The sequence below is a fragment of the Streptomyces sp. NPDC051320 genome (genome assembly GCF_040682175.1).
GTDB lineage: Bacteria > Actinomycetota > Actinomycetes > Streptomycetales > Streptomycetaceae > Streptomyces.
In genome coordinates, this window is record NZ_JBFBAL010000003.1 from 239184 (window position 1) to 252664 (window position 13481).

Consider the following 13481-nt stretch of genomic DNA (forward strand, 5'->3'; position numbering starts at 1 on the left):
GGAAACGAACATGGCCACCAAGCGTGTCGCTCATACGGTCTGGGAGGGCGAGCTCTTCAAGGGCTCGGGCACCGTCACCTTCGACAGCTCGGGCATCGGCGACTACCCGGTCACCTGGGCCTCCCGCGCCGAGCAGCCGAACGGCAGGACCAGCCCCGAGGAGCTCATCGCGGCCGCCCACTCCAGCTGTTTCTCGATGGCTCTCTCCAACGGACTGAACGGTGCGGGCAATCCGCCGACCAGGCTCACCACCCAGGCCGAGGTCACCTTCCAGCCGGGTGAGGGCATCACCGGCATCCATCTGACCGTGCAGGGCGAGGTGCCGGGCCTCGACGCGGACGGCTTCACCGCCGCCGCCGAGGACGCCAAGGCCAACTGCCCGGTGAGCCAGGCGCTCACCGGCACGAAGATCACCCTCACCGCCAAGCTGAGCTGACCCGCCGCGGCCCGAGCGGACGGGTGCGGTGCCGGGGCCGCGCCATACACAGCCCCGGCACCGCCGATGCGCGGACCGACGCGCGGCGCTCGGATCCGCGCACAGAACGGTGGGCGAGAACTCTTGACAGGTGCACCCCCCTAAGCCACCGTGGGAGCGCTCCCAGTCATCCGGAGCCGCGCGCCGCACGTGCAGCACTGTTCTGTCCTCCGCACGTCCCCACACCAGAGCCGCGAAGCGGGACACACCATGCCGTCACTTCTCCAGTTCCTGCCGTCCCCCACCAAGCGGGCGCCCATGGGAGCGCTCCCACTCCTCCTGGTCGCCGCCCTCGCCTTCGCCGGTCCCCAGCCGGCCGCCGCAGCAGGCCCACCGGCTGCGGCAGCCCCCGTCGTCACGTCCACGACCGCAGCGTCGATGACGCTGGACGCGCTCGCCGAGGCCCACGGCCGGTACTTCGGATCGGCCACCGACAACCCCGAACTGTCCGACGCCGCCTACACGGCCACCCTGGGCAGCGAATTCGGCCAGATCACTCCCGGCAACTCGATGAAATGGGACACCATCGAGCCGCAGCAGGGGCAGTTCAACTTCGCCAAGGGCGACGCGGTCGTGGACTTCGCCCAGCAGCACGGCCAGAGCATCCACGCGCACAACCTCGTCTGGCACAGCCAACTCCCGAGCTGGGTCTCCGCCCTGCCGACCGGTCAGGTGCGGGCCGCCATGGAGAACCACATCACCACGGAGGCCGGGCACTACAAGGGCGAGGTCTACGCCTGGGACGTCGTCAACGAGCCGTTCAACGACGACGGCACCTATCGCACCGACGCCTTCTACAACGCGATGGGCACTGCTTACATCGGCGACGCCCTGCGCACCGCGCACGCCGCCGACCCCGGCGCCGAGCTCTACATCAACGACTACAACATCGAGGGCAGCGGCGCGAAAGCGGACGCCATGTACCGCCTGGTCAGCCAGTTGAAGGCGGACGGCGTACCGATCGACGGCGTCGGTTTCCAGACCCATCTCGCCGTGCAGTACGGCTTCCCCTCCGGGATGCGGGCCAATCTGCAGCGGTTCGCCGACCTCGGTCTCGATGTCGCCGTCACGGAGCTCGACGTCCGTGTGCAACTGCCCGCGGACGCCGCCAAGTCGGCCACCCAGTCCGACTACTACCGGCAGGTCGTCGAGGCCTGCCTCGGCGTGGCGCGCTGCGTGGGCATCACCGTCTGGGACTACACGGACAAGTACTCATGGGTGCCCAGCACCTTCCCCGGCCAGGGGTCGGCCTGCCTGTACGACGAGAACCTGCAGCCCAAGGCCGCCTACGACGCCGTCCGTGCGGCCCTGGGCGGCGGCAGCGGCGGAGGCGACGACGGCGGAGGTGGTGGCACCGGCAACAGCGCGCTCCTGGTCCAGTACCGGAACAACGACCAGAACGCCACCGACAACCAGATCAAGCCGGGCCTTCGACTGGTGAACACCGGTGGCGGCGCCGTCGATCTGTCCACCGTCACGCTCCGCTACTGGTTCACCGCCGACGACCCGGGCGGCTCGCCGGCCGCCACCTTCGACACCTGGTGCGACTACGCGGTGATCGGCTGCGGCACCGTCACCCACCGGGTGGCCGCCGCATCGGGCTCGCCGGCCGGCGCCGACCACTATCTGGAAGTCGGCTTCTCCTCGGGCAGTCTCGCCGCCGGTGCGTCCACCGGTGACATCCAGCTGCGGCTGAACAAGACCGGCTGGACCGCCTTCGACGAGTCGGACGACTACAGCCGTACGACCGGCGCTTCCTACGCGGACGCACCGCGGATCACCGCCTACCTGGGCGGCGCGCTCGCCTACGGCATCGAGCCGTAGGCCGGCGCTCCCTGCGCTTCCGCACCACCCACCCTCATTTGGCATGCCCACACCAAAGAGTTAGCTGTGCCCGTTTCCCGAAGAGCATTCACCGGTGCGATCGGCGGTTCGCTGGTCGCCCTCGGCATGGGCCAGGGCCTGGCCCATGCCGCCCCCGACCAGGCAACGGACGACGCGGCGGCGGTCGGCACCGCGGCCGCCGACGACACGTACACCCAGGCCTTTCTGACCCAGTACGGCAAGATCAAGGACGCGGGCAACGGCTACTTCAGCGCCGACGGCATCCCGTACCACTGCGCCGAGACGCTGATCGTGGAGGCGCCGGACCATGGCCACCAGACCACGTCGGAGGCCATGAGCTTCTGGATGTGGCTGGAGGCCGCGTACGGCAGGGTCACCGGTGACTGGGACCCGTTCAACAACGCCTGGGCGGTGGCCGAGAAGTCGCTGATACCGGCCGACGTGGACCAGCCGAGCAACGACTCGTACAACGCGAGCTCCCCGGCCACCTACGCACCGGAGGCACCGGAGCCGTCGGCCTATCCGACAGCGCTGGACTCCTCCGTGTCGACGGGCTCCGACCCGATCGCCGGCGAGCTGGCCTCGTCGTACGGGACCAAGGACATCTACGGCATGCACTGGCTGATGGACGTCGACAACATCTACGGCTACGGCAACAAGCCGGGCAGCGGCGGCGAGAACGGTCCCGGCGCGGGGCCCTCGTTCATCAACAGCTACCAGCGCGGCGCCCAGGAATCCGTCTGGGAGACCATTCCGCAGCCCACCACCGATCTCTTCAAGTACGGCGGCACGAACGGCTATCTCGACCTGTTCGTCAAGGACTCCGCCTACTCGAAGCAGTGGAAGTACACCAACGCCCCGGATGCCGACGCGCGCGCCGTGCAGGCCGCCTACTGGGCCTACACCTGGGCGAAGGCACAAGGCAAGGAGGGACAGATCGCCGGTTCGGTGGCGAAGGCCGCCCGGATGGGCGACTACCTGCGCTACGCCATGTTCGACAAGTACTTCAAGCAGATCGGCGACTGCACCAGTCCGACCGGCTGCTCGGCGGGCTCCGGCCGCAGCGCGCAGCACTACCTGCTCTCCTGGTACTACGCATGGGGTGGCGCCCAGCCCGGTGGCGGCTGGGCCTGGCGGATCGGGGACGGCGCGTCCCACCAGGGGTACCAGAACCCGCTGGCCGCCTGGGCGCTGTCGAACGTACCGGTGCTGACCCCCAAGTCGGCCACCGCGAAGGGGGACTGGCTCAAGAGCCTGACCCGCCAGCTGGAGTTCCTGTGCTGGCTGCAGTCCTCCGAGGGCGCGCTCGCCGGTGGCTGCACGAACAGCTGGGAGGGGCGGTACGGCACCCCGCCGGCCGGCACCCCGACCTTCTACGGGATGGCCTACGACTGGGAGCCGGTCTACCACGACCCGCCCAGCAACAACTGGTTCGGCTTCCAGGCCTGGGGCGTGGAGCGAATCGCCGAGTACTACTACGTCACCGGGAACGCCACCGCCGAGACGATTCTGCGGAAATGGGTGGCCTGGGCCTCGTCCGAGACCACGGTCGGCGCGGACGGCAGCTACTCCTTCCCCTCCAACCTGAGCTGGACGGGCAAGCCCGACACCTGGAACGCCACCAGCCCGGGGGCCAACGCCGGACTGCACGTGTCCGTGGTGGACTACAGCAACGACGTCGGTGTCGGCGCCTCCTACGTCAAGACGCTGACGTACTACGCGGCCAGGGCAAAGGACGTGGACGCGGCGGCCCTCGCCAAGTCACTGCTCGACGCGATGGCGCTCAACGGCGACGCCAAGGGCATCGCGGTGCCGGAGACCCGCACCGACTACAGCCGTTTCAAGGACGAGGTGTACGTTCCCACCGGCTGGAAGGGCACCATGCCGAACGGCGACCCGGTCGAGCCGGGCGTCACCTTCATCGGGATGCGCTCCTGGTACAAGGATGACCCGGACTGGCCCAAGGTCCAGGCGTATCTGGACGGTGGCAGCGCCCCCTCCTTCACTTACCACCGCTTCTGGGCGCAGGCCGACCTCGCCCTGGCCTTCGCCACCTACGCCGAACTCCTGGTGGACGGCGGCGACAACGGCGGCGGCAGCACCGACACCCGGCCTCCGTCCGTACCGGAGAACCTCGCGGTGGGGACGGTCACCAGCAGCAGTGTGGCGCTGTCCTGGTCCGTGTCCACGGACGACACCGGGGTGACGGCGTACGACGTCTTCCGCAGCGGCACGAAGGTGGGCAGCGCGACCTCGACGTCCTACGCGGACACCGGTCTGACCGCGGCCACCGCCTACAGCTACACGGTGTCGGCGCGTGACGCGGCGGGCAATTCGTCGGCCCTGTCGGCCGCCGTCACGGCGACGACGAAGTCCGGCGGCGGTACCGGCGGCGGTGCGGTGAAGGTGCAATACAAGAACAACGACCAGAACGCCACCGACAACCAGATCAGACCGGGCCTGGTCGTGGTCAACACCAGCAGCGCCCCGGTGGATCTGTCGAAGCTGACGCTGCGGTACTGGTTCAGCTCGGAGGCCGGCGCGAGTTCGTTCGGCACCTGGTGCGACTACGCGGCGCTGGGCTCCGGTTCGATCACCCACAAGGTGGTGGCGGCCGGCGGTTCACTGACCGGCGCCGGCTACTACCTGCAGGTCGGCTTCAGCTCCGGCAGCCTCGCCGCCGGGGCGTCCACCGGTGACATCCAGCTCCGCCTCAGCAAGACCGACTGGTCCAACTTCAACGAGGCCGACGACTACAGCCACGGCACCAACACCGCATACGCGGACGCCCTCAAGGTCACCGCCTACGTGGGCTCCACGCTCGCCTGGGGAACGGAGCCGACGTGACCGGCTGACCCACGGCTCGGCCACGGGGCCTCCTGGTCGCCGTGGCCGACGGGCACCCGTCCGTATCGGGGCGGTCCGTCTCAGTCCCCGTCGAGCAGTTGTTCCGTCCAGATCGTCTTGCCGGAGGAGGTGTATCTGCTCCCCCAACGATGCGTCAGCTGGGCGATGAGGAACAGCCCCCGGCCGCCCTCGTCGGTGAGGCGGGCGCGGCGCAGGTGCGGCTGGGTCTGGCTGGGGTCCGACACCTCGCAGATCAACCGCTGGTCCTTGATCAGACGCAGCCCGATCGGGGCCCCGGTGTAGCGGATCGCGTTGGTGACCAGTTCGCTGACGATGAGTTCCGAGGCGAAGACCAGCTCGTCCAGCCCCCAGTCGGCCAGCTGGGCGGCGACCAACGTCCTGGCCCGGGCCACCTCCTGCGGATCTGCGGACAGCTGCCACGCCACGGTGCTCGACGGTGGCAGTTCCCGCGTCCGAGCCAGCAGCAGTGCGATGTCGTGGTCGGGCGGGGTGTCGGTCAGCCCGGCAAGAATCTGTCGCCCCACATCGGCCAGCGGCTGCCCGTCGGCGGCGGCCGACCGTGTGCCCGTACGCACCGCCTCGAGACGGTGCGCCGACGGCAGGGCCCCCGCCCTGAGCAAGCCGCTGTGAAACGCCAGCACGTCACCCGGCTGCAACTGGAGCGTCACCGCCTCGAACGGTTCTCCACCGGTTCCCAGTGCCGGACCGCAGCCGACCGGCACCTCTTCGGCGGTCTGTTGTCCGGCGCGGGCGAGCATCGGCGCCGGATGTCCGGCGCAGGCCACCACGCAGACCCGGGTGACCGGATCGTATGTCGCGTACGTGCAGGTGGCACCGCGCACGGCCCCGGCGCCCCCGGGGTCATCGTGGCCGGCCCGATCGCTGCTGCCGAAGCGCATCACCAGGTCGTTCAGATGGCTCAGCAACTCGTCCGGCGCGGGGTCCAGATCGGCCAGCGTCTCCACGGCGGACCGCAGCCGTCCCATCGCCGCGGTGGCGCCCAGACCGTGCCCCGGCACAGTGCCGACCACAAAGGCCACCTGGGCCGACGAGAGCTCGATCACGTCGTACCAGCAGCCGCCGATGCCCGCCGGGGTGCTGGCCGGCACATACACCCCGGACGTCTCAGCGGCCGTGCTGTTCGCCGCGGTCCGCGGCAGCAGACTCCGCTGCAGCATCTCGGCGGTGCGCCGCTCCTTGGTGTAGCGGCGGCCGTTGTCGATGCTCAGCGCGGCGCGTGAGCTGATCTCCTCGGCGAGTACGGCGTCGGTGGGGTCGAAGGGCCGCCGGTCACCGGCGCGCCAGAGTACGACGATGCCGAGTACCAGGCCCCGCGCCCGGACAGGGGCGACCAGCAGCGACGTCGCGGCCCGGGGCAGCACCAGCCGGGACAGTTCCTCCTCCTCGGCCAGCGCCAGGCGCACGTCGCTGAGGTCCGGCAGAAAGCCCGCCGGTCCCTTGAGCAGTTGTCCCCGGATGAAGCTGGTGACCTTGAAGGTGTCACCGAGTGCGTGGATCTCTTCGGGCCACTGACCGTCGGCAGCGGCGACCGCCAGCCGCCGCATGGTGATGTCGACGGTGAAATCGCCGGGTTCGTCACCGACGAGCACCGCCTCGGGGATGTCCACGGCTGCCAGGTCCGCGAGATTCGGTACCAGGATGTCGACCAGGTCCCGGGCGTTCCCCGCGATGTCCAGCGAGGCGCCGATCCGGGAGGCTGCCTCGTTGAGCAGGTCCATGCGTTCCCGTGCGCGGGGGTCCGACGTGGCGGGCGGCAGCGCGGCGGGCTGCGGATCCGGCGTGTCAGCGCCCTGCAGCGACTGCAGCCTGACCAGCAGCCGGGTTCCGGCCGGCTCGACCGGGAGCAGCGGGGACACGCCCAGCAGCGTGTCGACGGTCCCGCCGCCGGGACGCAGCAGCGCCGCCCGCCCGAACCGTCGCTCGCCTCCCGCGGATTCCGCCGCGAACAGTTCCCACTGAGCCGGGTCCTCCAGCATGCTGACGAACGGCCGCCCGCGGACTTCTTCCGCCGTCGTGTCCAGCAGATCGAGTGCGGACCGCGTGCAGCTCAGCACAGAGCCGTCGGTGTCCAGCAGCATCTCCGCTGGGCTTTTCACCGCGGGCATCCACCGGGGTGACCGGTTGCCACTCATCTGTGACTCGATTCCTGTGCTGCCGGCCGGGCGTGCCTCCATTCAAACCCGTGCCGCCCCCCACTGCCCGGCGCCGCGCTGTGGACGACCCGCCGGACCAGCGGATTCCGCTGCTAACCGGAACAGACCGTGCGGCCGGCCTCCTGCCACTGACAGACGGGGCAGAGCGTCGCGCCACGCGTCGATTCCGGGTATTCGGTCGGCTTGCGACACAGCACGCACTCCGCGTACGGCGGGCCACCGGGGGCGGGGGCCCGAGGGGTCCCGGGGGTTTCACAGGAGGACTCGTCCATTTGGGGGAGCTTAGACCGACCGGCAAAGGGGAGGGCGGCGTCGGGCGGTGAGCTCGGCCGCCGTGGCTGTCCGGCAGCGGCGACCACCGCGCCGACCAGGGGCAGCACCCGAGTGTGCACCGTGTCCGTCTGCGAGCCCGACACCAGGCCGTGCACCGCCGCGCGAGCGGGCGAGCCGCGCTTCACCAGGAGCAGGATCGAGGCGAGCACGGTGGCCGGGAACAACCGGCCTCTGCTGTACAGCACCGGCCGGGTGAGCAGCGCACCGGCCGCTGTGCCGGTCAGTACGCAGACCAGCGCGGCGAGCAGTCCCGTGACCCCTGCCGGGGCCACGAAAGCCGGTGGCGCGAGCGGCGGCGACGGGCTCCGCAGGCCGTGGATCCGTCTCAGGGGGACGAGATGGCGGGGACGTACGCGGCGCGGGGGCGTTCCGTGGCACGGCCCTCGGTCGGTCTCCCGATTCCGGCGATCAGCCGCAGCAGAGTCGACTTGCCGCTGCCGTTCGCCCCCTCGACGCGAACCGGGGAGCGCGCGGGAAGGCCGAGATCCACCCCGCGCAGCAGCCGGGGCCTCCCCCGCCGTAACGGCGGCCGGCGTGTCGCAGTCTCAGTGTTGCTGCGCCTTCTCCGGCCGGGCCTCGCTGGGCCGTACGATCACGAATCCCTCACCCTGGAGCATGAGTTGGACCGCCTCGCCGGATCCACCGCGGATCATGGAGCCTATCGACTGCGAACGGTGCAGCGAGGTCTGCAGGTGGGTGGACCAGCCGACGACCGCGTCGGTGTCCACGTAGACCGGCTGCTGGGCGGTGACCGGGATGACGATGGGGTTGCCCTCGCAGATCACGGCGAGCTTGCCGTGGCCCGCGAAGACGCTGTTGAAGAGTCCGCCACCGGCCATGCCCGCCCCCTTCACCGTCTTGATCTCGTAGCCGAGGGTGGAGTCGAAGCAGAGCACGTTGCGGCCGTTGATGGTCAGCGAGTCGCCCTGTTCGATGTCCACGATGAAGCAGTTCGCCGCCTCGTGGGCGAACCAGGCCTCGCCCTGTCCGGTGACCGACATCAGCGGGAGTCCCTCGCCGGTGACCGCGCGCTTGAGCATCCCGCCTATGCCCTGGCCCTTGCGTTCGAACTGCAGATTTCCACGGAAAGCGATCATCGCGCCCTGCCGCGCGAGCATGTCACCGTTGACTGCGTACTTGATCGATTTGGCGTTCTGCAGGGTCATCCCGGGGGTGGTCGCCTGCTGCGCCATGTTCTCGTTCTGGAAAAGATCGCTCTTCATGGGTGCATCCTCACCCGGAGGGTTCCCCTCCGCCAAGAAGCCGTGCGGCACAGGCTGGCAGACTGGGGCGGGTGAGCAGCAACGACAGTCCTTTCCTGGCGGAGCCGACGGCCCGCGACGAAGCCCCGCAGTTCGTCCTCCCGTTGGTGGTGCACATCGAGAAGGCGGACCCGCCGGCCCGCACCGATGCGCTGGAGACGTCGGCCCGGGCGGTCCTGGTGATGCTGTCGGACGAGCGGTCGCTGGGCGACGGTGAGTGGGCACAACGGATCCGCGACTGGCAGGATGCCCGGATCCGCAAGGTCGTGCGACGGGCGCGCGGGGCGGAGTGGCGCAAGGCGTCGGCGCTTCCCGGCATCACGGTCACCGGCGCATCGGCCGAGGTGCGGGTCTTCCCTCCGGTGCCGCTGGACGGCTGGCCGAAGGAGCTGGCGAAGCTCCAGGTCAGCGGCACGGACCTGGACGACCCGGCGCCGCCGCCCGCCCCGGACCCCACCGCCCCGGTGCTCTGGCTCAACCCGGACCTCGACATGTCGGCCGGCAAGACCATGGCCCAGACCGGCCACGGAGCCCAACTCGCCTGGTGGGAACTCTCCGGCCAGGAACGCACCGCGTGGCGCGCGGCGGGCTTCCCCCTGTCGGTCCGGACCGCCGCACCGGGCCGGTGGGGCGAGCTCACCTCGAGCGGGCAGCCGGTGGTTTTCGACGCGGGGTTCACGGAGATAGCCCCCGGGGAAACCGTGGCCGTCGAAGGACACCACCGGGTGTTGGCTGCTTCGGAGTCGTAGCCGCTGGTCACGCCGGTGACCGCTTTTCGATCACGATCGGAGCCCCCCGCGGCGCCTGATCCGACAGGTTCGGAGGGATAGGGTGGGTCCTTCCCCGCCCCACCCCGGAGGTGCCTTCCCGGTGACCGATTCCTTCGTCCACCTGCACAATCACACCGAATACTCGATGCTTGACGGCGCCCAGCGGCTCAAGCCGATGTTCACCGAGGTCGAACGCCAGGGCATGCCCGCGATCGCGATGAGCGACCACGGAAACATGTTCGGTGCGTACGAGTTCCAGCAGGTGGCCAAGGGCTTCCAGGGCGTGAAGCCGATCATCGGGATCGAGGCGTACGTCGCGCCGTCCTCGCGGCGCAGCCGCAAGCAGGAGTTCTGGGGCCCAGGCGGCGTGCGGGCCATGTCGGACGACGGCGAGGGGTCCAAGGACGTATCGGGTGGCGGCCGCTTCACCCACATGACGATGTGGGCGCGGAACGTCACGGGCCTGCGGAACCTGTTCTACATGTCGACGGAGGCGTCCTACACCGGCCAGTTCCCGGCCGGCAAGCCCCGGATGGACATGGAGCTGATCTCCGAGCACGCCGAAGGGATCATCGCGACGACCGGCTGCCCGTCGGGTGCGATCCAGACCCGGCTGCGCCTGAACCAGTACGACGAAGCCCGCCAGGTCGCCGGGGCGTATCAGGACATCTTCGGGAAGGAGAACTACTTCCTGGAGCTGATGGACCACGGCCTCGACCTGGAGCGCAATGTCCGGGGCGACCTGCTGCGCCTGGCCAAGGACCTCGGCATCCCGCTGCTGGCCACCAACGACGCCCACTACGTGCTGGAGGAGCACGCGGACGCGCACGACAACCTGCTGTGCATCGGGGTGGGCAAGAACAAGGATGACGCGGGCCGGTTCCGGTTCAACGGCAGCGGCTACTACCTCAAGACCGCGGCCGAGATGCGGGAGCTGTTCTCCGAGCTGCCCGAGGCCTGCGACAACACCCTGCTGATCGCCGAGCGCATCGAGTCCTACGAGGAGGTCTTCGCCCCCGAGGACGAGATGCCGCAGTACCCGGACGTGCCCGAGGGCGAGACGCAGGAGTCGTGGCTGCGCAAGGACGTCCTCAAGGGCCTGGAGATGCGCTACGGCTCACCCATCCCCGATCACGTCATGGAGCGGTTCGAGACCGAGATGACGGTCATCGGACCGATGGGCTTCTCCTCGTACTTCCTGGTGGTCGCCGACATCGTCCAGCACGCCCGCGACAACAAGATCCCGGTCGGCCCGGGCCGTGGGTCCGCGACCGGTTCGATCGTCGCCTACGCCACCCGTATCACCGAACTGTGCCCCTTGGAGCACGGCCTGCTCTTCGAGCGCTTCCTGAACCCCGAGCGCATCAACCCGCCCGACGTCGACCTCGACTTCGACGACCGCCAGCGCGACGCGATGGTCCGCTACGTCGTCGACAAGTACGGCGACGAGTACACGGCGATGGTGAACACCTTCGGCAAGCTGAAGGCCAAGAACGCGATCAAGGACACCTCGCGGCTGCTGGGATACCCGTTCTCGCACGGCGAGCGCATCACCAAGGCGCTGCCGCCGGACGTGATGGGCAAGTCCATCCCGATTTCCGGGATCTTCGATTCCTCGCACCCGCGCCACGGGGAGGCCGGCGAGATCCGGGCTCTGTACGAGAACGAACCGGACGTCAAGAAGGTCGTCGACGGCGCCCGCGGCGTGGAGGGGCTGATCCGCGGCACCGGCGTCCACGCGGCGGCCGTCATCCTCTCCAAGACCAAGCTGACCGACCGCATCCCGCTGCACATGCGCGCCAAGGACGGCGTCAAGATCACCGGATTCGACTACCCCAGCTGCGAGGACATGGGGCTGGTCAAGATGGACTTCCTGGGGCTGCGCAACCTCGGGGTCATCGACCACGCGATCCAGAACATCCGCGAGAACCGCGGGATCAACCTGACCACCGACACCGTGCCGCTGGACGGCTCCCGGGCGATCCCGCTGGACGACAAGAAGACCTTCGAACTGCTGGCCCGCGGCGACACCTTCGGTGTGTTCCAGCTCGACGGCGGCGGCATGCGGACCCTGCTGAAGCTGATGGAGCCCTCCCGATTCGAGGACATCGCAGCCGCGCTCGCCCTGTACCGGCCGGGTCCCATGGCGGCCAACGCGCACACGAACTACGCGCACCGCAAGACCGGCCGCCAGGAGATCACCCCGATCCACCCCGAGCTCAAGGACGCCCTGGAAGGGATCCTCGGCAACACCTTCCATCTGCTCGTCTACCAGGAGCAGATCATGGCCATCGCCCGGGAACTGGCCGGGTACACCCTCGGCGGCGCCGACCTGCTGCGCCGCGCGATGGGCAAGAAGAAGCCGGAGGTGCTGGCGGCCGAGTGGGACAAGTTCCACGCCGGCATGCAGGGCAACAATTACTCCGAGGAGTCCATCAAGGCTCTCTGGGACGTCATGCTGCCCTTCTCCGGTTACGCGTTCAACAAGTCCCACACCGCCGGATACGGCCTCGTCTCGTACTGGACCGCCTACCTCAAGGCGAACTATCCGGCCGAGTACATGGCCGCGCTCCTCACCTCGGTGGGTGACGACAAGGACAAGGCGGCGATCTACCTGGCGGACGCGCGCAAACTGGGTGTCCAGGTCCTGCAGCCGGACATCAACGAGTCCGTGGCCAACTTCACCGCCATCGGCGACGACGTCCGCTTCGGCCTGCGCTCGGTACGCAACGTCGGTGAGAACGTCATCGAGTCCCTGGTCGCCTCCCGCAAGTCCAAGGGCAAGTACACCTCGTTCGCGGACTTCCTCGACAAAGCGGATCTGCCGGCGCTGAACAAGCGGGCCGTCGAGTCCCTGATCAAGGCGGGGTCCTTCGACTCCCTGCAGCACAGCCGCAAGGGTCTGTGCGCGATCCACGAACCTGCCATCGACTCCGTGATCCCGGTGAAGAAGGCCAAGGCGTTCGGTCAGGACGACCTCTTCGCCGACTTCGGCGGGGACGACAGTGAGGAACCCGGCTTCGGGCTGGACTTTCCCGTCGACCCGGGAGAATGGCCGCGCAAGCAACTCCTGGCCAGCGAACGCGAGATGCTCGGCCTGTACGTCTCGGCGCACCCGCTCGACGGAACCGAGCACATCCTCTCCCGCCACCGCGACACAACCATCAGCGAGCTGCTCGGTTCGGGGCGCACGGAAGGCAACGTACGGCTGTCCGGTCTGATCGCCGGCGTCGACCGGCGGATGACCAAACAGGGCAACGCCTGGGCGATCGTCAATCTCGCCGACCGTGACGGCGAGATGGAAGTCCTGTTCTTCCCGGCTGCCTACAATCTGGTCCAGCACGCGCTCATCGAGGACAGCGTGGTCTCCGTCGAGGGCAGGCTGAACGACCGGGACGGCGCGGTCAGTATCTTCGGCCAGGAGCTGCAGGTTCTGGACGTGTCGGCTGCGGAGCACGGCGGCAGGCCTCCGGTCCAGTTGTCCTTCCTCTCGCACAAGGTGAACGAGCCGGCCATCAAGGAGCTCAAGCGCATCCTGGCCGCGCACAAGGGCGAGAGCCCGGTGCGTCTGCAGGTCCGTACCCGCGAGAAGACGGTCGTGTACCGGCTCGGGTTCCTCGTCGATCCGACCTCGGTCGCCTCCGACGTCAAGGGCGCTTTCGGGCCCGACGCGTGGATCGGTGTGGTGTAGGCCGGGGCGTGCGGCCCGGTGGGCGTCGCCGTTCGCGGTCCGGCCCCGCATGTATCACCCTGA

Annotated in this window: 9 protein-coding genes; 5 read left to right on the forward strand and 4 right to left on the reverse strand. The window is 69.1% G+C overall.

The genetic code is table 11. From position 1 onward, the window contains the following. The first annotated feature begins 10 nt into the window (after positions 1 to 10). The 3 genes from AB0M87_RS08825 (at position 11) to AB0M87_RS08835 (ending at position 5167) form a co-directional block, all read left to right on the forward strand. A complete protein-coding gene (locus tag AB0M87_RS08825) occupies positions 11 to 436 on the forward strand; it encodes an OsmC family protein (protein WP_365851201.1) in 426 nt (141 codons plus the stop codon). A 249-nt stretch (positions 437 to 685) separates the two neighbouring features. Further along, the gene (locus AB0M87_RS08830; protein WP_365851202.1) at positions 686 to 2299 is read left to right on the forward strand and encodes an endo-1,4-beta-xylanase; all 1614 of its coding nucleotides are present in this window, start codon (positions 686 to 688) and stop codon (positions 2297 to 2299) included. A gap of 111 nt (positions 2300 to 2410) precedes the next feature. After that, positions 2411 to 5167 carry a glycoside hydrolase family 48 protein gene (locus AB0M87_RS08835; RefSeq protein WP_365851472.1) on the forward strand — a complete coding sequence of 919 codons (2757 nt, stop codon included), beginning with the start codon at positions 2411 to 2413 and terminating at the stop codon, positions 5165 to 5167. A gap of 80 nt (positions 5168 to 5247) precedes the next feature. Here the strand turns inward: AB0M87_RS08835 and AB0M87_RS08840 are convergent, their stop codons facing one another. The 4 genes from AB0M87_RS08840 to AB0M87_RS08855 all read right to left on the reverse strand — a co-directional run bounded on the left by AB0M87_RS08840 (position 5248) and on the right by AB0M87_RS08855 (position 8918). After that, positions 5248 to 7305: a SpoIIE family protein phosphatase gene (locus AB0M87_RS08840; RefSeq protein ID WP_365851203.1), complete on the reverse strand. Its 2058-nt coding sequence runs from the start codon at positions 7303 to 7305 to the stop codon at positions 5248 to 5250. A gap of 149 nt (positions 7306 to 7454) precedes the next feature. Further along, complete coding sequence (locus AB0M87_RS08845; RefSeq protein ID WP_365851473.1) at positions 7455 to 7634, reverse strand: hypothetical protein; 180 nt, start codon at positions 7632 to 7634, stop codon at positions 7455 to 7457. Positions 7635 to 8020: 386 nt separating this feature from the next. Continuing rightward, a complete protein-coding gene (locus AB0M87_RS08850) occupies positions 8021 to 8185 on the reverse strand; it encodes an ATP-binding cassette domain-containing protein (protein WP_365851204.1) in 165 nt (54 codons plus the stop codon). Between the two features lie 55 nt (positions 8186 to 8240). Continuing rightward, complete coding sequence (locus tag AB0M87_RS08855; RefSeq protein WP_365851206.1) at positions 8241 to 8918, reverse strand: AIM24 family protein; 678 nt, start codon at positions 8916 to 8918, stop codon at positions 8241 to 8243. A gap of 71 nt (positions 8919 to 8989) precedes the next feature. Here AB0M87_RS08855 and AB0M87_RS08860 point away from each other — a divergent pair, with 71 nt between their 5' ends. Then, positions 8990 to 9706 carry a peptidyl-tRNA hydrolase gene (locus tag AB0M87_RS08860; protein ID WP_365851207.1) on the forward strand — a complete coding sequence of 239 codons (717 nt, stop codon included), beginning with the start codon at positions 8990 to 8992 and terminating at the stop codon, positions 9704 to 9706. Between the two features lie 121 nt (positions 9707 to 9827). After that, positions 9828 to 13418, forward strand: coding sequence for a DNA polymerase III subunit alpha (gene dnaE, locus AB0M87_RS08865; protein ID WP_365851208.1), 3591 nt, complete (start codon positions 9828 to 9830; stop codon positions 13416 to 13418). Positions 13419 to 13481: the final 63 nt, after the last annotated feature.